Origin of the sequence: Plastoroseomonas arctica (assembly GCF_018128965.1) — a bacterium.
Classification (GTDB): Bacteria; Pseudomonadota; Alphaproteobacteria; order Acetobacterales; family Acetobacteraceae; genus Plastoroseomonas; species Plastoroseomonas arctica.
Window position 1 is genome coordinate 31,166 of sequence record NZ_JAAEDH010000014.1, and the last position, 24,763, is coordinate 55,928.

The following is a 24,763-nucleotide window of genomic DNA, read 5'->3' on the forward strand; positions in this document are numbered from 1 at the left end:
GCGTCCGATCAAACACGCCGGGCCTCCGCGGCGCCAAACAGCCCCTGCGGCCGGACCAGCAGCACCGCCACCATGATCAGGTAGGGCACCACCACTTCCAGCTCCGGCGCGAAATACACCGCCACCGACCGCCCCAACCCTATCAACAGCGCCGTCAGCGCCGCCCCCTCGATCTGTCCCAGCCCCGCCGTCGCGATAACCGCAAACGACAGCACGATCGTCTGCGCCCCGATCCCCGGCACCAACGACGTCGTCGGCGACGCCAGCGCCCCACCCAGCGCCGCCAGCACCGCCCCCGCCGTGAAGGTCAGCAGGAACACCTTCTTCGCATCGATCCCCATCGCCGTGGCCGCCTCGCGGTCCACCGTCACCGCCACGATCACCCGCCCCGTCAGCGTGCGCCGCAGGAACCACGCCAGCCCCACCAGCGTCGCCACCGCCACCCCAGGCAACAGAAACAACTGATAGGCCGTGAACGGGATCACATCGCCGGCGAAGGGCACATCCACCGTCCCCAACCACCGCACCGCCACGTCATTGCTCACGGGTTGCACGCCCCAGATGAGCTTCTGCGCATCCTCCAACACCATGAACAATGCGAAGGTCACCAACAGCTGGATCACCGGCTCCTCGCCATAGATCCGGCGCAACAACCCCCGCTCGATCACCGGCCCCAACACCAACCCCACCAGCACCGCCGCCGCCAACAACACCGGCAGACACGCCCATAACGGCAACCCAGCCACCCCCCCCAAACTCGCCGCCGCATAAGCCCCGATCGCATAGAACGACCCATGCGCGACGTTCAAAACGCGCAACACCCCAAACACCAGATTCAAACCCACCGAAACCATGAACACCAACGCCGCATAGGCAAGCCCATCAAGCAAGGCGAGGCCCAGCAGCAGGCCGTTCTCATCGAACCAGGTGATCATGGAAGAAAGGCCAGGGGCGCTGCCCCTGGACCCCGCGAGGATCGTGTCGATCCTCGAACTCCATCTGTTGGTTCCTGGGATTGGGAGGGTGGTTCTGGGTCGTTGTCCGGAATGCCTGTCATCGGGAGAGGGTGGCCGGAGGGGCGCTGCCCACTGGTGAGCGCAGGCCGGCCACCCTCTCCCGATGACAGGCCCTGATAAAAGTCCAGAGCCCACCTTCCAGAACCAGGACCAACACATGCAGGGGCCCGGGGATCGGCGCGATCTCCGGCGGGGGTCCAGGGGGCAGCGCCCCCTGGCCTGTCATCCGTGATCACGGCTCAGATGGCCACGCCCACGCGGTTCTCCATGCCGGGCGTGAGGGTCTTCAGCCAGTCGGTGCTTTTCTGTCCGACGGGTGTGCTGATCTCTTCGGGGTTGTAGCGCAACATCCTCTCGGGCACGGCGTAGGGGTAGCGTTCGCCGTGCGAGGACAGCCCGACGATCTGTTCCTCGAGGCCCTGCCCGTCGGAGCGCAGCGTGATGGAGGCGGTGGGCGTGGGGAAGGTCAGCCCGCGGAAGGCGGCGGCCAGTTCCTGGTCGTTGGGCCACCCGCCGGACTTCGCCTCGATGGCCTTCGCGTAGGCGGCGCGCAGCGCCCAGACCGCCTGGGCCATGTGGTGCACGGGGTAGATCGGGTATTCGTTGAACCGGGTGCGATAGCCTTCGACGAAGCGGTCGAACGCGGCGCGGTCGCGCGGTGCGGGGTGGTTGATCCAGTGGTCGCCGCGCGCGCCGATGATGTGCCCGACGGGCATCGCGCGCCCGAGCGCGGGCATGGAGGGTTCGGAGACCGGCATCACGAACAGCGAGCGCTCGAACAGCCGGCGTTCCGTCGCCTGGCGGATCAGCGTGGTCAGTTCCCCGCCCCAGGAGGTGGAGAGCACGACATCGGGGCGGAGTGCGAGCAGGCGGGTGATCTCGGTCGAGAAATCGGTGCTGTTGAAGCGCGGGAACATCTCCGCCACCACGCGCACGCCGGGCTTGAGCGCGTCCATCGCGGTCTTCCACAGCTCCCAGGAATCGCGGCCCCAGGCGTAGTCCTGGTTGATCACCGCGATCGAGCGGAAGTCGGGCTTGTGCTTGAGCAGGTACAGCAGCGGCGCCATCAGTTCGGGCGTGCCGTAGCCCTGGGTGCGGAAGGCGAAGGGGTGGCTGGCGTCCTCGAAACTGCGCTGGGTGCCGCAATCCCACAGGATCGTCGTCTTGCGTAGCTCGTCGGAGAGTGGCGTGCAGGCGAGGCAGGAGCCCGAGGAGATGGAGGCGAACATGACGTGCACGCCCTCGCTCTGCACCAAGCGGCGGAACTCGCCGACCAGGTGTTCGGTCCCCGGGCCTTCATCGACGAAGAGCGGGCGGACGGGCACGCCGCCGATGCCGCCCTCGCGGTTCACCTCGTCGAACAGCCATTGCGCCGCGCGCTGTCCGGGCACGCCGAAGACCGAGGCGGGGCCGGAGAGGAAGGTGGTGATGCCGACCTTCAATTCGGCGGGCTTCGGCACCGCCTGGGCGGAAAGCGTGTTCGGCAGGACGACGCCGCAGAAGCCTGCGGCGAGCAGCGCCGCACGGCGCGTGATTCCGTTGGTCATGACCTGTTCCCTCCGAGCGTTTTCGTTCTTGGCCGGGAGCATGACTGCGCCCGCCCGCGCTGGGAAGGGCGAAGATTTGCCGCGAACCCTACGCGAACACTAGGTTGCGCGCATGCCTGTCTCCATTCTCTCGATCCAGTCCTGGGTCGCCTATGGCCATGTCGGAAACGCCAGCGCGGTGTTCCCGCTGCAGCGCCTCGGCGCCGAGGTCTGGGCGGTCAACACGGTGCAGTTCTCTAACCACACCGGCTATGGCGCCTGGCGCGGCGAGGTGTTCTCCGACGCGCTGATCCGCGATTGCGTGCAGGGCATCGCGGAGCGCGGCGTGCTGGGACAGTGCGACGCGGTGCTGTCGGGCTACATGGGCAGCCCGGCGATCGGTGCTGCGATCCGCGACGCCGCGGCGCTGGTCAAGGCGGCGAACCCGCGCGCGATCTGGTGCTGCGACCCGGTGCTGGGCGACACCGATACGGGCATCTACGTGCGCCCCGGCATTCCCGAATTCATCCGCGACCACGCGCTGCCGGCCGCCGACCTCGCCACACCGAACCAGTTCGAGCTGGAATGGCTCACCGGCGCGCGCATCGTCACGCTCGATGACGCGAAGGCGGCGCTGACATCACTCGCAGCGCGCGGTCCGAAGCGGCTGCTGCTGACCAGCCTGCGCACCGACGACACGCCCGCGGACGCGATGGATTTGCTGGCGATGGAGGCCGGTGTTTTTCATCGTCTGCGCACGCCGCGGTTGCCGCTGAACGTCAACGGCGCGGGCGATGCCATCGCCGCGCTGTTCCTGTTCCACACGCTGGCCGGCGCCGACGTCGCGCAGGCGCTGTCGGCGAGCGGGTCTTCGCTGCACGGCATACTGGCCGCGACGTCGGCGGCAGGCGCGCGCGAGTTGCAGACCGTGACCGCGCAGCAGGAGTGGGTCACACCCTCGACGCTGTTCCCCGCACTGCCCTGCTGATCGCGCGCCTTACACCACAACGTGGCGATACAGATGCCACGTCGCATGCCCGAGCACCGGCATCGCGACGGCCAGTCCCACGAACAGCGTTGCACTGCCGGCGATCAGCAGTGCAGCGATGATCACGCCCCAGATTGCCATCGTGACCGGGTTCGCGGCCACGGCGCGCAGCGAAGTGCGCACCGCCACACCCAGGCCCGGGTTGCGGTCGAGCAGCAGCGGGAAGCTCACCACGGTGACCGCAAGGACGATGGTGGCGAAGATCGCGCCGACGGTGTGGCCGATGATGATCAGCTCCCAGCCCTCGCTCGTGCCGAAGACACGGGCGAGGAAATCCATCGGGTGGGCGAAGGCGCCGCTGCCGAGCGTCGCGTGCAGGATCACCCGCGCGGCGACCACCCAGGCGATGAACAGCACCACCAGCACCAGGCCGAGCACAAGGATCGAGGGGAGTGCGGCCGAATGGCGCACGGCGAGCGCATCGAAGGCGGAGACCTCCTTGCCCTGCTCGCGCCGGCGGCTCAGCTCATAGACACCGAGTGCGAGGATCGGGCCCATCAGGGCGAAGCCCGAGACCAGCGGGAAGAACAGTGTCATCAGGTCCCCGCCCCAGGCCGCGCGCGCCGCGAGGGCGCCAATCACCGGGTAGATGACGGCGAGGAAGATCAGCTGGGTGGGGGCGGCCTGGAAATCCCGCCATCCCTTGCCCAGCGCGTCGAACAGGTCGTTGATGCCGATCTTGCGCACGGCGGGTTCGGCCACCGTCGCCCCCTGCGCAACCGCAATGCCGTCAACCATGTGCGAACTCCCTCGCGATTTGCGCCGTATTGCGTGAGCCGGACGGGTCCCCGCGCTGTCGTCACGGCAAACCATTGTTCAAGACGATAGGGTCGGCCCGCGCGGTATTCAACGCCGCAGGCCGAGCCGCACCTCCCGGTGCCAGATATAGAGGCCGGCACCGACCAGCACCGCAATGCCGGCGAAATCCCACCCATCTGGCAACTCGCCCCATAGCAGGCCGCCGAGCGCCGTGGTCCACACAATGCCGGAATATTCGAACGGCGCGATCAGGGAAGGCTCGCCGCGCCGATAGGCCTCCGTCATCAGCACCTGGGCAAGCGCCGAGATCAGCCCGGTGCCGACCAGGAGCAGCCATTGCGTCCCGGTCGGCCACACCCAGCCGGGCAGCGCCAGGGCGCCCGAGACCATCGCCGAGCCGATCGCGAACCACAGCACGATCGAGGGTCCCGATTCGCCCCGCTCGCCGAGCTTGCGGATGGAGATCATCGCCAACGCCCAGGCGAGTGCCGCGCCCACAACCGCGGCCATGGCGGGCATGCCGCCGAGCATCTCGCCCTGCCATGGCCGCACCATCAGCAGCACGCCACCGAACCCCACTAGCACCGCACCCAGGCGGCGCGGGCCGACCCGCTCGCCCAGCAGCGGCACGCTGAGCAGGGTGAGGAAGAGCGGCATGGTGAAGCCCAGCGCCGAGACGAGGGCGAGCGGGAGATGCTGATAGCCGTAGAAGGCACCGAACATGCCGCCCAGGCCGAACATGCAGCGCCAGACATGGCCCATTGGATATTTCGTGCGCAGCGCCCGCCAACCGCCGGCCGCGAGCAGCACCGGCACCAGGGCCGGGATGGCGAAGAGGTTGCGCCCGAGCACGACCTGCGCGAGCGGCACCGCGCCATCGAGCGCCTTCACCATCGCGGCCGCGGCGGCGAAGGCGCCTGCCGCACCCAGGATCATCAGGATGGCGCGACGCCGCGCCGCCCCCAAACGCAACTCGCTCTCGGACATGGACCTACCTTGCGCGCGAAGCTACGGTCTCGCTCACATGGCGACCACCCCCATACCGCCCTTTCCCGGCCTGAACCTGCTCGACCAGGAAACCGTCTGGAACGGCCGCTTCCCGCTCGACCGCATCCGCTTCCGCAAGCGCCGCTTCGACGGCGCCGAGGGTGGGCTGCTGACCTGGGAGCTGCGAAGACGCGGGCGCGCGGCCGCGATCCTGCCATATGACGCGAAGCGCGACCGGGTGGCGTTGATCGAGCAGTTCCGCCTGCCGGCCCTGGCCGCCGGGATGCATCCCGTGATGACCGAGGTGCCGGCCGGCCTGTGCGAACCTGGCGAAGACCCGGCCGAGACGGCGCGGCGCGAACTGGCCGAGGAGACGCAGCTGGTGCCGACCGCCCTGGAAGCGCTCGGCCGCTACATCCTAAACCAGGGCGATTCCGACGAGACCATTCACCTGTACCTGGCGCGCTGCGACCTGCCGGACCTGCTGCCGATGCACCACGGCCTGGCCGCCGAGCACGAGGATATCCGCCTGCGCCTGCTCCCGGCGAAGGAGGCGATCGAAATGCTCGACGACAACCGCATCGAGAATGCGACGGCCGCACTCTGCCTTCACTGGCTCGCGCGGCATCATGCGCGGCTGCTGCGGGAGTGGAAGTGAGCAAGCTCTTCCTCGACGACGCCTATGCGCGGGAGGGCGAGGCCATGGTGCTTGCCGTCAGCGAGGCCGGCATCGAGCTCGACCGGACCATTTTCTACGCCAATTCGGGCGGCCAGCCTGGCGATACGGGGATGATCGGCGCAACGCCCATCATCGACACGCGCAAGGGGCCCGAGGACACGATCCTGCACATCCCCGCACCCGGCGCGCCGCTGCCGGCGGTGGGCGATCGTGTGGCGCTGACGCTGGATTGGGAGCGCCGGCATCGGCACATGCGCATGCACACCACACTGCACCTGCTGTGCGCGTTGCTGCCTGGCATCTACGCCACCGGCAACCAGATTGGCGCCGAGAAATCGCGGCTTGATTTCGACCTGCCTGACCCGCCGGCGAAGGAGGATCTGACCAAGCGGCTGAACGCGCTGATCGCCGCCGCCCACCCGACCGGCACGCGCTGGATCAGCGGGGAGGAGCTGGACGCCAACCCCTCTCTGGTCCGCACGCTGTCGGTGCAGCCGCCGCGCGGTGCCGGGCGGATCCGCCTGGTGCGGATCGGGCCGGAGGACGCGCCCATCGACCTGCAACCCTGCGGCGGCACCCACGTCGCGAACACCGCCGAAATCGGCCGCGCCGAGATCAGCAAGATCGAGAACAAGGGCAAGCAGAATCGCCGCCTGCACATCATCCTCACGGGAGAGAAACCATGAAGAACCTGGTCACCCCGGCCTGGCTCGCGAGCCATCTCGGCGCCGCCGGCCTCGTCATCTTCGACGCGACAAAGTACCTGCCCAACGAGCCCCATGACGGCCTGACCAAATTTCGCGAGGCCCACATCCCCGGCGCGCGCTTCTTCGACCTCGACCTCTACGCCGACCAGGACACGACCCTGCCGCACATGGTCCCGACGCCTGGCCGCTTCGCCAAGCTGATCGGTGCCGAGGGCGTGGAGAACACCACCCGCGTGGTGTTCTACGACCAGAAGGGTGTGCATTCCGCCCCGCGCGGCTGGTGGCTGATGCGGCTGATGGGGCATGACAACGTCGCCGTGCTGGATGGCGGCCTGCCGGCCTGGCTGAAGGAGGATCTGCCGATCGCATTGGGCGACCCGCGCTCCGTCACGCCCACCACCTTCACCCCGGATTTCCGTGCCGAGCGGCTGAAGGGCATCGGCGACATGAAGCGCATCGTCGAGGCGAAGGACGCCCTGATCCTCGATGCCCGCGCCGCCGGCCGCTTCGCGGGCACGGCCCCGGAACCGCGCCCCGGCCTGCCCTCCGGCCACATACCGGGTGCGTCCTCGGTGCCTTTCCTCGACCTCCTTGCCTCCGACGGCACGATGAAGCCGCCCGAGGCTCTCCGCGCCCGCTTCGCGGAAGCCGGCGCCGACGGCACGCGGCCCGTCATCACCTCCTGCGGCACCGGGGTGACCGCCTGCGTCCTGGCCCTGGGCATGGTGCAGGCCGGCCTGCCCGAGCCCGCGATCTATGACGGCTCCTGGACCGAATGGGCGCTCCGCCCCGAAACCCCGAAAGCGACCGCCTGATGTCCGACGAGACCCACCGCTTCGCCACCCGCCTCTCCCATGGCGGCCGCGCGGGAACGCGCATCCATGGCTTCGTGAACCCCCCGGTCCACCGCGGCTCCACCGTGCTGCACCCGAGCGTGGAGGCGCGGCGCGACGCCGCGAACCATCGCTTCGAGCAGTACATGACCTACGGCACCCAGGGTGGGCCGACCCACTACGCGCTGGAGGACATGATCGCGGAGATCGAGGGCGGGACGCGCTGCACCATCTTCGGCACTGGACTTGCCGCCGTCGCGGTGCCGCTGCTTGCCTTCCTCAAGACCGGCGATCACTGCCTGATCCCCGACAGCTGCTACGGACCGGCGCGGAACCTGGCAGAAGGGCTGATGAAGGGGTTTGGGATCACCACCACCTTCTACGATCCCAAGATCAGCGGCGAGGAGGTGGCGACGCTGTTCCAGCCCAACACGCGCGTGCTCTACGCCGAGAGCCCCGGCAGCCACACATTCGAGATCCAGGACATTCCCGCGCTGGCCGCCGTCGCGCATGCGCGCGGGGCGAAGGTGCTGATGGACAACACCTGGGGCATTCACCACTACCAGCCCTTCAGGCATGGCGTGGATGTCTCCATCCAGGCGCTGACGAAGTATGTGGGCGGGCATTCGGACATCCTGCTCGGCAGCGCCACGGTGAATGACGAGGCGGATTGGAAGACGCTGCGCGGGGCCTCCTCGCAGCTAGGGCAATACGCGTCGCCCGACGATGTGTGGCTCGCGATCCGCGGCTTGCGCACGATGCATGTGCGCCTGAAGCACCAGGAAGCCGCGGGTCTGGAAGTCGCGCGCTGGTTCGAAAGCCGCCGCGAAGTGCTCCAGGTTCTGCATCCCGGCCTGCCGAGCCATTCCCAGCATGAGTTGTTCGCGCGCGACTTCACCGGCAGCTGTTCCCTGTTCGGCGTGGTGTTCGACCCGCGCTACTCGCAGGCGCAGATCGACACCTGCATCAACAGCCTCAAGCTGTTCGGCATCGGGGCGTCCTGGGGCGGCTATGAGAGCCTGGCCCTGCCGACCAGCGGCAACATCACCCGCACGGCGACGACGGGCGAGTTCGGCGGCAAGATCGCGCGCTTCCATATCGGGCTGGAGGACACGCGGGACCTGATCGCGGATCTTGAGCATGGGTTTGCGCATCTGAATTGAGGTGCTCGGCAAAACCACCAAATTTCGACACTCGATTGCGCCGAGACGCATATGTGGGTTACGGCAACCACCAAAAATTCCACGACATTGGAGAGTTCGCGATGCTTCCCGACCTGGCTGGCGATCCATATCGAACCGTACTGGCTCGACTGCATGCCGCGCTAAAGCCGAAGACCTATTTTGAAATAGGAACACTCGGCGGCGCTACGCTCGGGCTGGCCAAATGCTCATCCGTGGCCGTCGATCCGCGGTTTGGCATAAAGGATACTGGTGTCATCCTTAACAAGCCGACCTGTCTGCTTTTTCAACAGACAAGCGATGACTTCTTCGCTGCGAATAAATTGACAGATCTATTCGGCGCGAATGTTGATTTCGCTTTCCTCGACGGCATGCACAAGTGCGAATTTCTTTTGCGTGACTTTATTAATACGGAAAGACAGAGCCACAAGAACACGATGATCGTGCTGCATGACTGCATCCCGACGGAAATCCCGATGACTGGCCGCGATGGCATAGATGGCAAGGCGGAGGCGCCGCACCGCAGGGGGTGGTGGACCGGTGACGTTTGGCGGACGCTGTGGGCCTTGATGCAGTTTCGGCCCGACCTCAGCATCACAGCACTTGACGCCAAGCCAACGGGCCTGATCCTGATCACCAACTTGCACCCGACCTCCACGCGGCTTTCCAACCAGTACCCGGAGATCGAGAAAGCCATGCTGGAGGCGACGCTCAGCGACATCGGGATCGAAAATTGGCAGGCTCTTATCAAGGTCGAGAGCACCGGCAATTATGCCAGCGATGATCAGATCCTCGCCAAATTCGCGTTCGATCGGCATTGATCTTCCGCTCCCGGCCGTGACAAACCGCGCGCCGGGCTCGGCATCAAGATGACCGTCGCCCCCCTGCTCGTGGCCTTTGCCGGCGCCGATGCCGGGCGCTGGCGCATCACTTCGGCCCGCACGCTGATTGGGCCGCCGCTACCCGCCGCCTCCCACATCGCCATCAGCGAGGGGACGCCGCCCGCCTTGCCCTCCAATCGCACCTTCGCGCTGCGTGGCGTGGTCGGCAACCTCCGCTACACCAACCGCAGCGAGCGCGATGGCCTCGCCGCCATCCAGGCTGGCCTAGCCCGCCCCCAGGCCACCCGCGCTGCCCTCATTCCCATAAGGAAAACCCCCGCCTGGTGGGCGCTCGCACAGGATGAGCGCCGCGCTATCTTCGAGGAGCAATCGCGCCACATCGGCATCGGCATGGCCCACTTGCCGGCCATCGCGCGGCGCCTGCACCACGCCCGGGAGCTCGGCGAGCCCTTCGATTTCGTCACATGGTTCGAATACGCGCCCGAGGATGAAGCGAGCTTCGAGGCCCTGCTGGCTTCCCTCCGCGCGACCCCCGAATGGGCCTACATCGACCGCGAGATCGACATCCGCCTCGCCCGCACCTGATCACGCCCGCGCAGGCGCGAGCTCCTCCATCCGCCGTCCCGGCAACAGGTCATAGGCCGCCCGCCATCCCGGCAGCGCCGCGACCAGCTCGAGCCAGGCCGCGATCGCCGGATCGCTCTACGCGGAACCATAGCCGGTCTCCTCCGGCGGAACTCCAAGTACCCGCTCATCGACAGGTTCGCGATGCTCGCCCCGTCACTCGCGATGAAGAAGCGTGCCGCGACCTGGCCATCCAGGATGCCCAGGAAGTCGTCCAGCCGGCGGCGAAATCCGTCCACACGCCCTCGAAGGACTGCCTGCCTAGCGTCAGCATCAGCGCCAGCTTGAAGCTGTTCCCCGACTTTGAAAAATAGTGCAGCTGCTAGCGGGTCACCCGCAGGCCCCGCACAGGCCCACCACCTCCACCGTAGCGCCGGCCGGCATAAAGCCCTCCGCCCGCGCCGCGGCCTCGATGGCCGCACTCACCGCCGGCGCGCAGATCTCCGCCGTGGCCCCGCATTGGGTGCAGATCAGGAACTGGTGGGGGTGCTCATGGCCGTGGTTGTGGTCATGCCCGGCCTCGACGCAGGGAGTGAAGGCGTTCAGCCGCTCGAGCTTGTGCACCAGCCCCTGCGCGATGAGGAAATCCAGCGCCCGGTACACGGTGGGCGGCGCTGCCCCAGCCCGCAGCCCGCGCAGTTTGTCCAGCAGTGCATAGGCCCCGATCGGTGCCTCCGCCTCCAAGATCAGGGAAAACACCTGGCGGCGCAGCGGGGTGAGCTGCGCCCCCCGTTCGCCGCAGATTGCCGCCGCCCTCGCCAATGCCGCCGACACCTCGGCCATCGCCGCACTCTCCAAACCATTCGACAGAGCGTATATCGTGTGCCCATGCCGAACCTGCCATCCGAAAACGCCATCACGGCCTTCCTCGCCGCTTGCCGCTTCAACGAGGCCGGGCTGATCGCCGCCATCGCCCAGCAGCACGATACCGGCGAGGTGCTCATGCTCGCCTGGATGGACGCCGAGGCCGTGCGCGAGACGCTGGCCACCGGCCGCGTGTGTTACTTCTCGCGCAGCCGCAACCGGCTCTGGCGCAAGGGCGAGACCTCCGGCCAGACCCAGGCGCTTATCGACCTCCGCCTCGATTGCGACGGCGACACCATCCTGGCCCTGGTCGACCAGATCGGCGTCGCCTGCCACACCGGCCGGCAGAACTGCTTCTTCCAGGCAATCCGCGACGACGCGCTGGTGCCCATCGCCGAACCGCTCATCGAGCCCGAAAAACTCTACCGATGAGCACGCCGGTCACGCTGATCACCGGCTTCCTCGGCGCCGGCAAGACCACCCTGCTCAATCGCCTGCTCAAGCACCCCGACCTCGCCGAGACCGCCGTGCTGATCAACGAATTCGGCGATGTCGGCCTCGACCACTTGCTCGTCGAGACGCTCGACGACACCACCATGCTGCTGGCCGCAGGCTGCCTGTGCTGCACCATCCGCGGCGACCTGCACAAGGCACTGATGGACCTGACCGCGCGCATCGAGTCCGGCCAGCCCATCCGCCGCGTGATGATCGAGACGACCGGCCTCGCCGACCCCGCGCCCATCCTGCACACGCTGATGAGCGACCCCGTCCTGCTGCGCCGCTTCCGCCTCGACGGCGTGATCACCCTCATCGACGCCACCAACGCCATGCACACGCTCGACGCCCACCCCGAGGCGCTGAAACAGGCCGCCGTCGCAGATCGCATTATCCTCACCAAGACCGACCTGGGGCCCGACACGGCCCCACTCCGCACCCGCCTCGCGGATCTCAACCCGCACGCGCCGATCCTCGCCGCCGACGCCGAACCCGCAGCCCTGCTCGACCTCGGTCCCTTCCAGCTGAACGCCAAGCTGCCCGACGTCGCCCACTGGCTCGGGCACGAAGCCGGCCACGCGCACCACCACCATCACCACGACCGCAACCGGCACGACGCCCATATCCACAGCTTCACGCTGCGTTACGACCAACCCCTCACCCTCGACGCCGTCGCCAGCTTCCTCGAAATGCTCGTCACCACCCGCGGCGACGCGCTGCTGCGCGTGAAAGCCATCCTCAACATCCAAGGCGAAGACCGGCCGACCGTGCTGCACGGGGTGCAACATATCTTCCACCCACCCATCCGCCTCAGCGCCTGGCCCGACGGCGACGACCGCAGCTCACGCTTCGTGTTCATCGTGAAGGACCTGACGCGAGAGACCGTGGAGCGCGGCCTCGCCGCGTTCATCGAGGCGGCATGAGCGGGCAGAAGGCGGGCGGCTCCGCCCCCGTTCGACGTATACTTCGAAGCCCCGCCAGGAGCCTTTGGCCCCTGCCCCCCCCTTTGTTGGTCCTGAGTTGGGTGAGGGTGTGCTTGCTGGAATGGGGCGGGTTGGGGAGGAGACGCTTTACAGGAGTTCGCTTGGATCAAGGGTGCTCCACGCGCCCCCTCCCCAGCCCGCGACGCCTCCGGCGCGACTCCCTCACCAAGTCAAAAACCAACCCATGGAGGTCCAGGATCGACACGATCCTGGCGGGGTCCAGGGGCAGAGCCCCTAGCCTTCTGGCCTAGCCCATGCCCCTGATCTACATCCTCGCCGGCGAGGCGTCCGGCGATGTCCTGGGCGCCCGGCTCCTGCCCGCATTGCGCGCGCGGCGCCCCGATCTTGCCTTTGCGGGCATCGGCGGGCCGCGTTTGGCCGAGCAGGGCCTGGCATCGCTTTTCGACTATCGCGAGCTGGCGTTGATGGGGCTGGTGGAGATCCTGCCCAACATTGCGCGCCTGACCCGGCGGCTGTCCGAGACCACCGCCGATATTGCTGCGCGCGAGCCGGACCTGATCCTCACCATCGACAGCCCCGGCTTTGCGTTTCGCATCGCCAAGCGGGTCCGCCCGCTCGGGATCCCGTTGATCCACTACGTGGCCCCGCAGGTCTGGGCCTGGCGACAGGGGCGGGTGAAGAAGCTGAAGCCTTTGCTGGACGGCATCCTGGCTCTGCTTCCCTTCGAGGCGCCCTTCTTCGAGAAGGCCGGCATTCCCGTGACCTTCGTTGGCCATCCGGTGCTGGAATCTGGTGCCGACCATGGCGATGCAGCGCGTTTCGCCGAACGATTCGGCCTCGCTCCCACGGACACGCCCGTGCTGGTGATGCCGGGCAGCCGGCGCGGCGAGGTGCAGCGGCTGCTGCCGGTATTCGGCCCTGCCCTCGCCCTGCTCGCCAATGCGCATCCGACGATCCGGCCCGTCATCGCGGTCGCACCCATCACCGCGGCGCAGGTGCGGGCGGCGGCGGCGGGGTGGCCCAACGCGCCGATCCTGGTGGAGGCGCTGGACGACAAGCACGACGCCTTCGCGGCCACCGCGGCGCGGGGTGGGGCGGGGCTGATCAAATCCGGCACCTCCTCTCTGGAGATGGCGGTGGCCGGGGTGCCGCATGTGGTGGCGTACAAGGTGAACCCGGTGACGGCGGCGATCGTGCGGCGGATCGTCAAGGTGAAGTACGCGAGCCTGGTGAACCTGCTGGCGGACGCGCCGGTGGCGCCCGAGTTTCTGCAGGAATTCTGCACGCCGGAGAGCCTTTCAGGTGCGCTTTCGGCGATCCTGGCCAGTCCCGGGTCGCAGCGGGAAGGCTTCGCGCATGCCCTTGCGCGCCTGCGCGCGCCCGAGGGACTTCCCAGCGAGGCCGCCGCGATCGCCGTCTTACGGGCGCTCGACGGCTTGCAGAGGGTTGAGAAACCAAAATTTCCTGAAGGCGTGGCGTAGAATCCGATGATCAGCGGCGCAGCCATGTCCTGCCGATCGGGCTGGCCGATGCATTCCTCCTGCCCGATCCGTGACTTGACCCGCCCGCTGCGGTAAGGCCGCCTGACTGCTTTACCCATGCCGCGGCGTCCGCCCGGCGAATGCCGAGATCGCACCCGCCATGACCCTTCCCCGCCGCGCCCTTCTCGCCGCCTCCGCCAGCGCGCCCTGGGCGCTGCCCGCGCTCGGCCAGACGGCACGCCCGCCCGTGACCATGGTGGTGCCCTACGCCGCCGGCGGCGGCACCGATATCGTCGGCCGCGAATTCGGCCCCCTCTTCGCCGAGGCGCTGGGCCAGACCGTGGTGATCGACAACCGCGGCGGCGCGGCGGGCCATGTGGGCTCCATGTCGGTGGCCCGCGCGCGGCCGGATGCGACGACCATCCTGTTCGCCGTCTCGACCAACATCATCGTCAACCCGCACCTCCAGCGCGGCGACCGCATTGACCTGGCGGCGTCCCTCGCACCCATCGCGCAGGTCTCGACCTACCAGTATGTGCTGGCAATCGACCCGCGCCTGCCGGTCACGACGCTCGCCGAGCTCTCCGCCTATGCCCGCTCCCGCCCGCCGAGCGACCTGAGCTTCTCCTCGGCCGGCGTCGGCTCCAACAACCACCTGGCCGGGCTGCTGTTTGCCGAGCGCGTGGGCTTCGAGATGGAGCACATCTCCTACCGCGGCACCGGGCCCGCGCTGCTCGACGTGGTCGCCGGGCGCGTGACGATGAACTTCTCCTCGCCGCCGCCGGCGATCCCGCTGATCCAGGACGGCAAGCTGCGCGCGCTCGCCGTCACCGGTGCAACCCGCATGGCGAGCCTGCCCGACGTGCCCACCCTCGCCGAAGCTGGCATGCCGGGGATCACCATCACCGGTTGGCACGGCATCTTCGCCCCCGCCCAGACGCCGGCCGCCGATCTAGACCGCATGCATGAGGCAGCCCGCCGCGCCGCCGCGCGGCCCGAATTCGCCGGCAAGCTGGAGCGGGATGGGCTGGAGGCCGCGCCGCCGCGAAGCCGCGCGGAGTTCACCACCCTGGTGCGGGAGGAAAACCGCTTTTGGGCGGGGAAGGTGCGCGAGCTGAATATACGGCTCGATTGAAGCAAGGCCGCGGAAAGGAATTTCCCCGCGAAAACGTATACGTTTTCGCCTTTCTTTTATTTTTGGCTACCAAGAAGCGACGCCTCAACCGCCAACGCCACCCGCAATGCGGCGAGCCCGGCCTCACCGGGGACCACGCATGGCGCATCGCCAAGCACCGCCGCCAAAAACCCGGCCTGCTCGGCTTCGAGGCTGTCATGGTCCACCCAGGCACCGCGATCGACGCCGTAGCCGGGCATGGTCGCGACCGGCTCCACACCGCCGCGGCGCAGCACGCCGTAGGTGCGGGCGAGGAAATCGACGGACAACTCGCCCTCCGTCCCCAGCACCCGCAGGCGGCGTTCCATCGCCAGGCTCACCCGGCTTGCGGTGATCACCGCCCGCCGGCCACCGGAGAACTCCAGCGTGGCCACGCAGAAATCCGCCCGGTCGGAGGCCACCGCGGCGCCCACCGCCGCCACGCTCAGAGGCGCCTCGCCGGCCAGCGCCATCACCAAGTCGATGTCATGGATCATCAGGTCCAGCACCACCGAGACATCGAGGCTGCGCGGCCGGAACGGCGCCGCGCGCACCGCCTCGAAGCTCAGCGCCCGCCCACCCACCGGTGCCGCCATCACCGCCGCGAAGGCCGCCGAGAAGCGCTCGATATGGCCGACCTGCAGGACCACGCCCTGCTCGGCGGCCAGCGCGATCATCGCCTCGGCTTCCGCCACAGTTGCAGCGATCGGCTTCTCGACGAACACGTGCTTGCCGGCTTCGAGTGCAGCCTGCGCCAGCGCGAAATGCCCCCGCGTCGGCACCGAGACCACCACGGCATCGGCGGCCGCGATCAGCGCCTCGGCCGACTCCGCGGGAACCGAGAGCTCGCCCGCGACCAGCGCCGCGCGATCCGCGTCGCGATCATGCACGCCGATCAGCGTCGCGCGCGGGTTCGCCGCCCATTTGACCGCATGAAACCGGCCGAAATGCCCAACCCCCAGCACCGCCACTCGCAGCATCGACTTGCCCCCACCGTGGCCCGCGCCATAGCATCGCCCGCGACCCGGGGGAATTGCACCCGGACGCCCTGGACACGCGCCCTTGCGCGCCGGGGTCCCCGTCGTCATTCTCCGCCCCCTTTGCAGGGGCTACCTTCACCCAATGCTTCACTTCGCCCGTTGGAAGACCTTTTCGATCCTCGGCGTGCTCCTCGCCGGGGTGGTGCTGTGCGTGCCGAACCTGCTGCCGCGCTCGATCTTCCCGAGCTGGGTGCCCGCGCGCCAGATCAGCCTGGGCCTCGATCTCCGCGGTGGTTCCTACCTGCTCATGGAGGTCGACCTCAACGCCGTCATCCGCGAGCGTCTCGAGGGCATGGTCGACGCCGCCCGCACCCGGCTGCGCACCGCCAATATCCGCTACCAGAACCTCGCGTCTGACGCCGCGGGCCGCCGCATCAGCCTCCGCGTCACCGACCCTGGCCAGGGTGAAGCCGCCGCCACTGCGCTGCGCGAATTGTCCAACCCGATCCAGTCGCGCACCGGGCAGCAGATCCCGGACCTCGAGGTCACCACCACTCCCGAGGGCATCGTCACCGCCACGCTGACCGAAGCCGGCCTGCGCGCCAGGTCCAACGCCGCCGTCGAGCAATCCGTCGAGATCATCCGCCGCCGCGTCGACGAGACCGGCGTCGCCGACGCCCTCGTCGCCCGCCAGGGTGCCAACCGGGTCATCGTGACGCTGCCCGGCATCGAGGATCCGAACCGCATCAAGGACCTCATCGGCCGCACCGCGCGGATGACCTTCCATCTGCTCGACGAGAACACCACCCCCGGCCAGGGCGCCGCCCCGCCGGGCGTGCAGTTCCTCAACGGCGAACGCGCCGGCGAACGCTACGCCGTGCGCCGCCGTGTCGAGGTCGATGGCGCCAACCTCACCGATGCCCGCGCCGGGCAGGACAACCGCACCAATGAATGGGTGGTGAACTTCACCTTCGACAGCCTCGGCACCCGCCGCTTCGGCGCCATCACGCGCGAGAATGTGGGCCGGCCCTTCGCGATCGTGCTCGACGAGAAGGTCATCAGCGCGCCCGTCATCCGCGAGCCCATCACCGGCGGCCGCGGCCAGATCAGCGGCAGCTTTTCCGCCCGCACCGCGAACGACCTGGCCGTGCTGTTGCGCGCCGGCGCCTTGCCCGCCCCGCTCACGGTCGTGGAAGAGCGCAGCGTCGGCCCCGAACTGGGCGCGGACGCGATCCGCGCCGGCGTGCTGAGCCTCGCCGCCGGCACGCTGTTCGTCTTCCTCTACATGGGCCTCGCCTATGGGCTGCTCGGCTGGTTCGCGAACATCGCGTTGGCCTTCAACATCATCCTGATGCTGGCCGCACTCTCGATGTTGGAGGCAACGCTGACGCTGCCCGGCATCGCCGGCATCGTGCTCACCCTCGGCACCGCGCTTGACGCCAATATCCTCATCAACGAGCGCATCCGCGAGGAGGTGAAGAATGGCCGACCACCACATAGCGCGCTGGAGGCCGGGTTCAGCAAGGCCTCCGGCACGATCATGGATTCGAATCTCACGAACCTGATCGCGATGATCTGCCTCTACGCTTTCGGCTCCGGCCCGGTGAAGGGGTTTGCGGTCACGGTCGCGATCGGCACCATCGTGCAGATGTGGACGGCGACCACGCTGGTCCGTCTCTTCGTCGCCTGGTGGTATCGCGCGACGCGGCCCAAGGAGGTCCCCGCCTTCGCCAAGCCTGGTGTCGGGCTGTACGAGAGGCTGCGCCGGCCGCTGTTCCGCATCATCCCCGATGTCACGAATATCCGCTTCATGAACGGCGCGAAGGCGGGGCTGATCGTCTCCGCGGTGCTGTCCACCGCCTCGGTGATTCTGGCCTTCGCGCCGGGGCTGGACAAGGGCATCGACTTCAAGGGCGGCATCGTGATGGAGATCCGCACACCCGGGCCGGCCGATCTTCCGGCGCTGCGCAACTCCGTGGGCGCGCTCAACCTCGGCGATGCCGGGATGCAGGAATTCGGCGATGCCTCGACGGTGCTGCTGCGGCTTCCCGCACAGGGCGAGGAAGCCCAGACGCAGGTGGCGGTGAACCGCATCCGCGGCGCGCTGGAGCAGGTTGCACCCGGCACCCGCATCCTCCGCGTCGAAGCGGTGGGCAATCGCGTCTCGGACGAGCTGTTCCAAGGCGGCCTGATCGCGTTGGGGCTCTCGCTGCTGGCAATGCTGCTCTACATCTGGTTCCGCTTCGAATGGCAGTTCGGGATCGCGGCGATCGTCACGCTCATCCTCGATACCACCAAGACCATCGGCTTCATGGTCGTCTTCGGGATCGAGTTCAATCTCACCACGATCGCCGCGATCCTGACCATCATCGGCTTCTCGGCCAACGACAAGGTCGTGGTGTTCGACCGCATGCGCGAGAACCTGCGCAAATTCAAGCAGATGCCGCTGCGCGAGCTGGTCGACCTCTCGATCAACGAGACACTCAACCGCTCGCTCGGCACATCGATCACGCTGCTGCTCTCCGCGGTGCCGCTGGCGCTGTTCGGCGGCGACACGCTCTCGGGCTTCGCGCAGGTGATGGTGGTGGGCATCATCATCTCCGCCTCATCCTCGGTGTTCATCGCGGCGCCGATCGTGCTCTACACCGGCGAGAAGCGGCTGCGCCGCGGCGAGCCGGAACCGAGTCCGGGCAAGCCCAAGCCGGTCCGCGCGGGATGATCACGCGCCGCGCCACGCTCGCCCTCTCGGCAGGTTTGCTGGCGCGGCCGGCCCTGGCGCAGGGGCGGTTGAACCTGACGCTCGTGGTGGGTGCGGCCGCGGGTTCTGCCGCGGATCGCTGGGGCCGTGGCTTCGCGCCCTTCCTCGAACGTCACTGGCCCCGCAGCAGCGTCGCCATCGCCAATATCGCGGGCGAAGCGGGCCTCGTCGCGGCGCGCGCCATCGGCGATGCGCAGCCGGACGGCAAGGCCATCGCCGCCATCACCACGCCCTTCCTGATCGCGCACGCGATCGAGACGGGGACGCGGCGCGTCATCGACCGGCTTGACCTCATGGGCGCCGTCGCCGACGAGCTGATCGTGCTCGTCACCGCGCCCGGTATCACGCCCGACCTCGCGGGCATCCGCAGCATCGGGGCACGCGGGCGGCTGGGCAGCCCGCCGCCGGGCAGTGCCGCGCAACTCGCGGCGCACAGCATCAACGCGCTGATGCCGCTGGAGCTGATCGCCTTCCCGTCCGCCAGCACGGCGCGCCAGGCGGTGATCGCGGGCAACCTCACGGCGGCGCTGCTGCCCCTGCCAGACGCGCTCGGCGCGATCCGCGAGGGGCGGCTTCAGGCGGTGGCGGTTTCGGGACGGACCCGCAGCCCGCATCTGCCGGAGCTGCCCTGTTTCGCGGAATTCGGGATGCCCGATGTCGCCGTCACCCAGCGAGGCTTCGCGCTGCCCCGAGGCGTGCCGGCGATCATGCGCGATGGTCTCGCCGAGGCACTGGAGGCGGTTCTCGCCGACCCCGAATTCACCGCGCAGAACAGCGCGATGGGCCGCACTCCGCGGCTGATCCGTGCGGCCGCCTGGTCAGCAGAGGTCGGCGCGCTGACCGAGGCGCTGCAGCGTCGCTGGGATGGCGAGCCCTGGGTGCGCCGGGCCTAACGCCTCAGGCATAGACGGCGCGGTACAGCGCCTCGATTTCCGCCGCATCCGGCACACGGGGATTGTTGCCCGGGCTCCCCGAGGCCAGTGCCTGCCGCGCCATGGTGGGCACCAGCCCTTCCCACTGCGCCGCGCCGATCCCGTAGCCGGCGGGCGATGGCACCGCGAGCTCTCGGTTCAGCGCCTGCAACTCCTCGACCAGCTTGGCCGCCGCCGACTGGTCGCCCTCGTCTCGCCCGGCGACGCCCATGGCGCGCGCGGCCTCGGCGTAGCGTGGCAGCGCGGCATTGAGGCTGAACGCGGTGACCGCCGGCAGCAGCATGGCGTTGGACAGCCCGTGCGCGACGTGGAAATGCGCGCCCATCGGGCGGGACATGCCGTGAACCAGCGCCACCGAAGCGTTCGAGAAGGCGATGCCCGCCAGGGTCGCGCCCTTCATCATCGCGGCGCGCGCTTCGGCATTGCCCGGCTCGGCATAGACGGTGCGCAGTTGGGGCGCGATCAGCCGCATCGCACGCAGCGCGTATTCGTCGCTCTCCTCGGTCGCGAGCTTGGAGACGAAGGCCTCAAGTGCGTGCGTCAGGCTGTCGATGCCGGTATCCGCGGTCGTGCGCGGCGGCACGGAGAAGGTAAGCTCGTAATCCACGATGGCCGCGGTCGGCAGGGCGCCGAGGCCGGCGATCAGCATCTTCTCGTCGCGCTCGGTGTCGGTGATGATGGTGAAGCGCGTCGCCTCGCTGCCGGTGCCCGCGGTAGTGGGGACGCAGACCACCGGGAGCGCCCCGCGATTGGCCTGCGCCGGCACCTTGAACTCCCGCATGTGGGTGCCCGGCGGAGCGGCGGCGAGGATCGCCATCGCCTTGGCCGTGTCCATCGGCGAGCCGCCGCCGAAGCCGATCAGGCAATCGTAGTCACCCGCGCGTAGCACGGCGACGCCGGCCTCAATCACCGTGTCGGTGGGGTCGGGCACGGTGTCGGCGAAGATGGTGGCCTCGATCCCCGCGGCCCTGAGCGGCGCGACCACGCGATCCACCATGCTCGACGAGACCATGAATGCATCGGTCACGATCAGCGGGCGCGAGAAACCGAGCTGCGCCAGCACCTCCGCGGTGCGCGCCACAGCGCCCCCGCCGATGAGCAAGAGTCGTGGCGACTGGAACCGCGTGATCATGGCCGCTTTCCTCCCGGACGGGCCGCCGCGTAGAGAGCGAGGCGCCGCACCGCATTGGGCGCGAACCCCGCGCCGGCGGCAGTGTCGGCCATCGGCAACTGCTCCGCCAGATGGCACGCGACCTGGCTCTCTCCGACCAGGCGGAGCGGGGGCTCCTCCACCCTGCAGCGGTCCTCCGCAAAGGCGCACCGCGTGTGAAAGCGGCATCCGGGCGGGATCGCCATCGGCGAGGGCACGTCGCCCCCGAGCGGCGTCACCCGGCCGCGTCCGCTTGGGTCGGGATGCGGAATGGCCGCGAGCAGGGCGCGCGTGTAGGGGTGCCGGGGCGCAGCGAACAGCGACCGCTTGGGCGCGATCTCCACAATACGGCCGAGGTACATGACGGCCACGCGGTCCGCCATGTGCTTCACCACCGCGAGGTCGTGGGCGATGAACAGGTAGGCCAGCCCGAAGCGGCGCTGCAGCTCCTTCAGCAGGTTCACCACCTGCGCCTGGATCGAGACGTCCAGCGCGCTCACGGGCTCGTCGCAGACGATCAGCTCGGGCCGCAGGCTGAGCGCGCGGGCGATGCCGATGCGCTGGCGCTGCCCGCCCGAAAACTCGTGCGGAAACCGCGCCGCGTGGAAGGGCGCGAGGCCGACCAGCGCCAGCAGCTCCTCGACCCGCGCGCGCCGCGCCGCGGCGTTGCCAACGCCGTGCACGATCATCGGCTCGGCGATGGTGTCGCCCACGCTCATGCGCGGGTTGAGGCTGGCATAGGGGTCCTGGAACACGATCTGCGCGCGCCGGCGCAGGGCGCGGAGCGGCGCACCGCCAATCCTGGTGACGTCCGTGCCCTCGAACCGGATGCTCCCCGCGGAGGGTTCGATCAGCCGCAGCGCGAGCCGTGCGGTGGTGGATTTGCCGCACCCGCTCTCGCCCACCAGGGCCAGCGTCTCGCCGCGATCGACATGGAAGGACACCCCATCGACGGCGCGCACTGTCCCGGTCTGCCGCGCGATGATCATGCCGCTCCGCACCGGGTAGTGCTTGGCGAGGTCGCGAACCTCCAGCAGCGGCGTCATGGCGCGAGGGCCGCCTCGATGGGCGCACGGATGCACGCCGCGAGGTGACCATCCGCCACGACCCGCAGCGGCGGCACCACGTCGTTGCAGGGCGATATCATGAAGGGGCAGCGCGGCGCGAAGCGGCAGCCAGGCGGCAGCGCGAAGGGCGGCGGGACCGTACCGTCGATGGCGAGCAGGGTCTCGCGCTCCTCGTCCAGGCGCGGGATCGAGCCCAGGAGGCCCAGCGTATAGGGGTGCTGCGGGTCCTCGAAGATCTCGCGCGCGGTGCCGCGCTCGACGACGCGACCGGCGTACATGACGGCGACCTCGTCGGCCATCTCCGCGACCACGCCGAGGTCGTGGGTGATCAGGATGATGCTCATCCCGGTCTCGGCCTGGAGGTCGCGCAGCAGGTCCAGGATCTGCGCCTGCACGGTCACGTCGAGTGCCGTCGTGGGCTCGTCGGCGATCAGCAGGCGCGGTGCGCAGGCGAGCGCCATCGCGATCATCACGCGCTGCCGCATCCCGCCCGAAAGCTGGTGCGGATACTCGGTGAAGCGCCGCTCGGGAGCTGGAATGCGCACGCGGCGTAGCGCCTCGACCGCGCGCTCCCGCAATTCGGCATTGGAGGCGCCGCCATCATGCGCGCGCATCGCCTCCATGATCTGGTCGCCGATGCTGTGCACCGGGTTCAGCGAGGTCATCGGCTCCTGGAAGATCATCGCGACGTCGCGCCCGCGCACGTCGCGAATTGCGGAGTTCGGCAGAGCCAGCAGGTCGCGGCCATCGAGCAGCACGCGGCCGGTGGCCACCCTGCCCGGCTGCGGCACCAGGCGCATCACCGAGAGCGAGAGCATGGATTTCCCGCACCCGCTCTCCCCCACGATGCCGAGGGTGCGTCCCTGCGGCACCTCGAGTGAGACGCCATCCACCGCGGGGATATCACCGCCGCTGCTGCGGAAGACGGTGCGCAGATCCTCGATGCGCAGCAGCGCGTCGGTCATGCCCAGCGAAAGGTGGTCGGCGCGATCTGCTCGGCGCTGCGGTGGGCCCAGTCGCGCAGCGGAACCTGGCCTTCGATACGCTTCTGCGATTCGTGCAGATGCGCGGCGGCGGCGCGGTAATCCATGGTCAGCACCTCGCCATCCTCGACGACCTTGTGGCCATCGACATAGACAGCCTTGAGCGCGCGATCGCCGGCGGAATAGATCAGGCTGCGCAGGGGATCGCGGGCCGGCTGCATGCGCGGATGCGTCACATCCACCAGCGAGAAGTCCGCCCGGCACCCGACGGCGAGCCGCCCGATATCGTCGCGCCCGAGCGCCTGCGCACCACCGATGGTGGCTGCGTGGAAAAGGTCGGAGGAGGAGAGCGTGCGCGGGTCGGTCGCCTGCGTCCGCGCCACGTAAGCGGCGAGCCGCATCTCATCAAGCATATTGTGCGGATAGGTGTCGGTGCCGAGCCCGAGGTTCACGCCGGCGCGCCGGTAGCGACCGATATCCTTCAGCGAAATGCCTCGCCGCGCGAACACGGTCGGGCAATGCGCGACCGTGGTGCCGGTCTCCGCCAGGCGCGAGAGGTCGGTCCGCGTGTGCCACGGCGTCGAAGGGTGGTCGTCTAGGAAGATGCCGTGCCCGATGATTGCGCGCTCCGACAGCAGCCCCATGGAATCGAGCCAGCCGATCGGCGTGAAGCCGTGGCGCCGCGTGATCTCGTGGAACTCGACCACGGATTGCGCCGCATGGATCTGCCAGGACAGGCCGCGCGCCTTGGCTTCCTGCTTGCTCTCGCGCAGCAGCGTCTCGGAGCAGGTGTCGATCTGCGCGGGCACCACCATGCCGAAGAGACGGCCGCATTCATGCTGCTCGGCGCGCTCGATCAGGGTGAAGGCCTCCGCCATCGCCTTCTCGCCGGCGGCCTCGTCCCATTCGTATTCGACAACGTGGCCGTTCTTGGTGAACCAGCGCGCGGAGCGGAACATCGGCGCGATGCAGACGCGCATCCCCGCCTCCGCCAGAAGGTCCAGCCAGCCGGGATGCGCCATCGACAAATCGGCGACGGTGGTCACGCCCGAGAGCAGCAGCTCGCTCATCGCCACGCGCACGCAGGAGGGCACAGCCTCCGCATCGGCGCGGAAGATGGGCAGGTATTCGTACAGCGACGAATTGTAGAGGCCCGGCGTTCCGACCTCATCCGTGAAGCCCTTGTTCATGGGCTCGCTGGAGGGATGCGAGTGGATGTTGACCAGGCCCGGCATCACCATCAGCCCGGCGCCGTCGATCTCCGCGTCCGGCGTGCCCACGTAGCCGCGCCCGACGAAGGTCAGCACGCCATCCCTGAAGGCGATGTCTGCGTCGGGGAGGTAGGTGTGTTCCTTCGCCGTCGCGTCCCAGGCGATGGCGAGGTCGGCGTTGCGGATGAGCGTCGTGGTCATTCCTGGTCTCCTGATTGGCCAGGCGCGTGGCACACGGCTTCGATGTTGTGGCCATCCGGGTCGATGACGAAGGCAGCGTAGTAGTTCGCGTGGTACTGCGGCCGCAAACCCGGCCCGCCATTGTCGCGCCCGCCGGCCGCGAGTGCCGCGGCGTGGAAGGCGTCCACGCTGGCATGGTCGGGCGCGGTGAAGGCGAAGTGGAAATGCCCGGGCGGCGGACCGGCGAGAGACGCCGCACCGATCCACAGCTCGGGCTCGCCGGCGCCCGCGCCGAGCATCAGCGAGTCCGCCGTCTCCTTCTTCACGCTGAAACCGATGGGCTTCAGCGCGGCGATGTAGAAGGCGCGGCTCTTCGTGAAATCGCTGACGGAAAAGCCGAGATGATCCAGCGCCATGGAGCTC

The 24,763-nt window shown here is 68.7% G+C and carries 24 protein-coding genes; 13 read left to right on the forward strand and 11 right to left on the reverse strand.

The features are described from left to right. Positions 1-8: 8 nt before the first annotated feature. Both GXW79_RS12945 and GXW79_RS12950 read right to left on the reverse strand, forming a co-directional pair. Positions 9-935 (reverse strand): branched-chain amino acid ABC transporter permease, encoded by a 927-nt coding sequence (locus tag GXW79_RS12945; RefSeq protein WP_211874816.1) that lies wholly within the window; start codon positions 933-935, stop codon positions 9-11. Positions 936-1,255: 320 nt separating this feature from the next. After that, on the reverse strand, positions 1,256-2,563 hold the full coding sequence (locus GXW79_RS12950; RefSeq protein WP_211874817.1) for an ABC transporter substrate-binding protein: 1,308 nt from the start codon (positions 2,561-2,563) through the stop codon (positions 1,256-1,258). A 112-nt stretch (positions 2,564-2,675) separates the two neighbouring features. On the opposite strand from GXW79_RS12950, the gene pdxY reads away from it, so the two are divergent. Further along, the gene (gene pdxY / locus GXW79_RS12955) at positions 2,676-3,530 is read left to right on the forward strand and encodes a pyridoxal kinase PdxY (RefSeq protein ID WP_211874818.1); all 855 of its coding nucleotides are present in this window, start codon (positions 2,676-2,678) and stop codon (positions 3,528-3,530) included. Positions 3,531-3,539: 9 nt separating this feature from the next. On the opposite strand, the gene GXW79_RS12960 is transcribed toward pdxY, so the two are convergent. Continuing rightward, entirely contained in the window at positions 3,540-4,328 is a 789-nt protein-coding gene (locus tag GXW79_RS12960) for a DUF2189 domain-containing protein (RefSeq protein WP_211874819.1), read from the reverse strand. A 108-nt stretch (positions 4,329-4,436) separates the two neighbouring features. Then, complete coding sequence (locus GXW79_RS12965) at positions 4,437-5,336, reverse strand: DMT family transporter (protein WP_211874820.1); 900 nt, start codon at positions 5,334-5,336, stop codon at positions 4,437-4,439. A 37-nt stretch (positions 5,337-5,373) separates the two neighbouring features. On the opposite strand from GXW79_RS12965, the gene GXW79_RS12970 reads away from it, so the two are divergent. The 6 genes from GXW79_RS12970 (at position 5,374) to GXW79_RS12995 (ending at position 10,163) form a co-directional block, all read left to right on the forward strand. Beyond that, positions 5,374-5,994, forward strand: coding sequence for an NUDIX domain-containing protein (locus GXW79_RS12970; RefSeq protein ID WP_211874821.1), 621 nt, complete (start codon positions 5,374-5,376; stop codon positions 5,992-5,994). Beyond that, a complete protein-coding gene (locus GXW79_RS12975) occupies positions 5,991-6,701 on the forward strand; it encodes an alanyl-tRNA editing protein (protein WP_367614901.1) in 711 nt (236 codons plus the stop codon). Before GXW79_RS12970 ends, GXW79_RS12975 begins: the two co-directional genes overlap by 4 nt. Then, positions 6,698-7,537: a sulfurtransferase gene (locus tag GXW79_RS12980; RefSeq protein WP_211874822.1), complete on the forward strand. Its 840-nt coding sequence runs from the start codon at positions 6,698-6,700 to the stop codon at positions 7,535-7,537. Before GXW79_RS12975 ends, GXW79_RS12980 begins: the two co-directional genes overlap by 4 nt. Next, positions 7,537-8,718 carry a cystathionine beta-lyase gene (gene metC, locus GXW79_RS12985; protein ID WP_246503976.1) on the forward strand — a complete coding sequence of 394 codons (1,182 nt, stop codon included), beginning with the start codon at positions 7,537-7,539 and terminating at the stop codon, positions 8,716-8,718. The genes GXW79_RS12980 and metC overlap by 1 nt, the downstream gene beginning before the upstream one ends. Before the next feature lie 101 nt (positions 8,719-8,819). Continuing rightward, complete coding sequence (locus tag GXW79_RS12990) at positions 8,820-9,557, forward strand: class I SAM-dependent methyltransferase (RefSeq protein WP_211874824.1); 738 nt, start codon at positions 8,820-8,822, stop codon at positions 9,555-9,557. 48 nt (positions 9,558-9,605) lie between these two features. Then, positions 9,606-10,163: a chlorite dismutase family protein gene (locus tag GXW79_RS12995; RefSeq protein ID WP_211874825.1), complete on the forward strand. Its 558-nt coding sequence runs from the start codon at positions 9,606-9,608 to the stop codon at positions 10,161-10,163. 369 nt (positions 10,164-10,532) lie between these two features. Here the strand turns inward: GXW79_RS12995 and GXW79_RS13000 are convergent, their stop codons facing one another. Continuing rightward, positions 10,533-10,985: a Fur family transcriptional regulator gene (locus GXW79_RS13000; protein WP_211874826.1), complete on the reverse strand. Its 453-nt coding sequence runs from the start codon at positions 10,983-10,985 to the stop codon at positions 10,533-10,535. Positions 10,986-11,030: 45 nt separating this feature from the next. Between GXW79_RS13000 and hisI the strand changes: the two genes are divergently transcribed. The 4 genes from hisI (at position 11,031) to GXW79_RS13020 (ending at position 15,061) form a co-directional block, all read left to right on the forward strand. Beyond that, on the forward strand, positions 11,031-11,438 hold the full coding sequence (hisI, locus tag GXW79_RS13005; RefSeq protein ID WP_211874827.1) for a phosphoribosyl-AMP cyclohydrolase: 408 nt from the start codon (positions 11,031-11,033) through the stop codon (positions 11,436-11,438). Continuing rightward, complete coding sequence (locus tag GXW79_RS13010; protein WP_211874828.1) at positions 11,435-12,424, forward strand: CobW family GTP-binding protein; 990 nt, start codon at positions 11,435-11,437, stop codon at positions 12,422-12,424. Before hisI ends, GXW79_RS13010 begins: the two co-directional genes overlap by 4 nt. 314 nt (positions 12,425-12,738) lie before the next feature. Further along, positions 12,739-13,926, forward strand: coding sequence for a lipid-A-disaccharide synthase (lpxB, locus tag GXW79_RS13015; protein WP_211874829.1), 1,188 nt, complete (start codon positions 12,739-12,741; stop codon positions 13,924-13,926). A 160-nt stretch (positions 13,927-14,086) separates the two neighbouring features. Beyond that, on the forward strand, positions 14,087-15,061 hold the full coding sequence (locus GXW79_RS13020; RefSeq protein WP_211874830.1) for a Bug family tripartite tricarboxylate transporter substrate binding protein: 975 nt from the start codon (positions 14,087-14,089) through the stop codon (positions 15,059-15,061). Between the two features lie 56 nt (positions 15,062-15,117). On the opposite strand, the gene GXW79_RS13025 is transcribed toward GXW79_RS13020, so the two are convergent. Beyond that, on the reverse strand, positions 15,118-16,059 hold the full coding sequence (locus tag GXW79_RS13025) for a Gfo/Idh/MocA family protein (protein ID WP_211874831.1): 942 nt from the start codon (positions 16,057-16,059) through the stop codon (positions 15,118-15,120). Positions 16,060-16,201: 142 nt separating this feature from the next. Between GXW79_RS13025 and secD the strand changes: the two genes are divergently transcribed. Next, a complete protein-coding gene (secD, locus tag GXW79_RS13030) occupies positions 16,202-18,778 on the forward strand; it encodes a protein translocase subunit SecD (protein ID WP_211874832.1) in 2,577 nt (858 codons plus the stop codon). Beyond that, positions 18,775-19,710 carry a tripartite tricarboxylate transporter substrate-binding protein gene (locus GXW79_RS13035; protein ID WP_211874833.1) on the forward strand — a complete coding sequence of 312 codons (936 nt, stop codon included), beginning with the start codon at positions 18,775-18,777 and terminating at the stop codon, positions 19,708-19,710. Before secD ends, GXW79_RS13035 begins: the two co-directional genes overlap by 4 nt. Positions 19,711-19,714: 4 nt before the next feature. Here GXW79_RS13035 and GXW79_RS13040 read toward each other — a convergent pair whose 3' ends face one another. Genes GXW79_RS13040 through GXW79_RS13060 form a run of 5 tightly spaced genes read right to left on the reverse strand, consistent with a single transcriptional unit; the run spans position 19,715 to position 24,756 of the window. Continuing rightward, positions 19,715-20,881, reverse strand: coding sequence for an iron-containing alcohol dehydrogenase (locus tag GXW79_RS13040; RefSeq protein ID WP_211874834.1), 1,167 nt, complete (start codon positions 20,879-20,881; stop codon positions 19,715-19,717). Next, positions 20,878-21,945 carry an ABC transporter ATP-binding protein gene (locus GXW79_RS13045; protein ID WP_211874835.1) on the reverse strand — a complete coding sequence of 356 codons (1,068 nt, stop codon included), beginning with the start codon at positions 21,943-21,945 and terminating at the stop codon, positions 20,878-20,880. Before GXW79_RS13045 ends, GXW79_RS13040 begins: the two co-directional genes overlap by 4 nt. Then, entirely contained in the window at positions 21,942-22,931 is a 990-nt protein-coding gene (locus GXW79_RS13050) for an ABC transporter ATP-binding protein (protein WP_211874836.1), read from the reverse strand. The genes GXW79_RS13045 and GXW79_RS13050 overlap by 4 nt, the downstream gene beginning before the upstream one ends. Next, positions 22,928-24,361, reverse strand: coding sequence for an amidohydrolase family protein (locus GXW79_RS13055; RefSeq protein ID WP_211874837.1), 1,434 nt, complete (start codon positions 24,359-24,361; stop codon positions 22,928-22,930). The genes GXW79_RS13050 and GXW79_RS13055 overlap by 4 nt, the downstream gene beginning before the upstream one ends. Then, entirely contained in the window at positions 24,358-24,756 is a 399-nt protein-coding gene (locus tag GXW79_RS13060; protein WP_211874838.1) for a VOC family protein, read from the reverse strand. Before GXW79_RS13060 ends, GXW79_RS13055 begins: the two co-directional genes overlap by 4 nt. Between the last annotated feature and the right edge of the window lie 7 nt (positions 24,757-24,763).

Coding starts and splice junctions, on each gene's coding strand:
- GXW79_RS12945 (WP_211874816.1), bottom strand. CDS start 935: ATGATCACCTGGTTCGATGAGAACGGCCTGCTGCTGGGCCTCGCCTTG.
- GXW79_RS12950 (WP_211874817.1), bottom strand. CDS start 2,563: ATGACCAACGGAATCACGCGCCGTGCGGCGCTGCTCGCCGCAGGCTTC.
- pdxY (WP_211874818.1), top strand. CDS start 2,676: ATGCCTGTCTCCATTCTCTCGATCCAGTCCTGGGTCGCCTATGGCCAT.
- GXW79_RS12960 (WP_211874819.1), bottom strand. CDS start 4,328: ATGGTTGACGGCATTGCGGTTGCGCAGGGGGCGACGGTGGCCGAACCC.
- GXW79_RS12965 (WP_211874820.1), bottom strand. CDS start 5,336: ATGTCCGAGAGCGAGTTGCGTTTGGGGGCGGCGCGGCGTCGCGCCATC.
- GXW79_RS12970 (WP_211874821.1), top strand. CDS start 5,374: ATGGCGACCACCCCCATACCGCCCTTTCCCGGCCTGAACCTGCTCGAC.
- GXW79_RS12980 (WP_211874822.1), top strand. CDS start 6,698: ATGAAGAACCTGGTCACCCCGGCCTGGCTCGCGAGCCATCTCGGCGCC.
- metC (WP_246503976.1), top strand. CDS start 7,537: ATGTCCGACGAGACCCACCGCTTCGCCACCCGCCTCTCCCATGGCGGC.
- GXW79_RS12990 (WP_211874824.1), top strand. CDS start 8,820: ATGCTTCCCGACCTGGCTGGCGATCCATATCGAACCGTACTGGCTCGA.
- GXW79_RS12995 (WP_211874825.1), top strand. CDS start 9,606: ATGACCGTCGCCCCCCTGCTCGTGGCCTTTGCCGGCGCCGATGCCGGG.
- GXW79_RS13000 (WP_211874826.1), bottom strand. CDS start 10,985: ATGGCCGAGGTGTCGGCGGCATTGGCGAGGGCGGCGGCAATCTGCGGC.
- hisI (WP_211874827.1), top strand. CDS start 11,031: ATGCCGAACCTGCCATCCGAAAACGCCATCACGGCCTTCCTCGCCGCT.
- GXW79_RS13010 (WP_211874828.1), top strand. CDS start 11,435: ATGAGCACGCCGGTCACGCTGATCACCGGCTTCCTCGGCGCCGGCAAG.
- lpxB (WP_211874829.1), top strand. CDS start 12,739: ATGCCCCTGATCTACATCCTCGCCGGCGAGGCGTCCGGCGATGTCCTG.
- GXW79_RS13020 (WP_211874830.1), top strand. CDS start 14,087: ATGACCCTTCCCCGCCGCGCCCTTCTCGCCGCCTCCGCCAGCGCGCCC.
- GXW79_RS13025 (WP_211874831.1), bottom strand. CDS start 16,059: ATGCTGCGAGTGGCGGTGCTGGGGGTTGGGCATTTCGGCCGGTTTCAT.
- secD (WP_211874832.1), top strand. CDS start 16,202: ATGCTTCACTTCGCCCGTTGGAAGACCTTTTCGATCCTCGGCGTGCTC.
- GXW79_RS13035 (WP_211874833.1), top strand. CDS start 18,775: ATGATCACGCGCCGCGCCACGCTCGCCCTCTCGGCAGGTTTGCTGGCG.
- GXW79_RS13040 (WP_211874834.1), bottom strand. CDS start 20,881: ATGATCACGCGGTTCCAGTCGCCACGACTCTTGCTCATCGGCGGGGGC.
- GXW79_RS13045 (WP_211874835.1), bottom strand. CDS start 21,945: ATGACGCCGCTGCTGGAGGTTCGCGACCTCGCCAAGCACTACCCGGTG.
- GXW79_RS13050 (WP_211874836.1), bottom strand. CDS start 22,931: ATGACCGACGCGCTGCTGCGCATCGAGGATCTGCGCACCGTCTTCCGC.
- GXW79_RS13055 (WP_211874837.1), bottom strand. CDS start 24,361: ATGACCACGACGCTCATCCGCAACGCCGACCTCGCCATCGCCTGGGAC.
- GXW79_RS13060 (WP_211874838.1), bottom strand. CDS start 24,756: ATGGCGCTGGATCATCTCGGCTTTTCCGTCAGCGATTTCACGAAGAGC.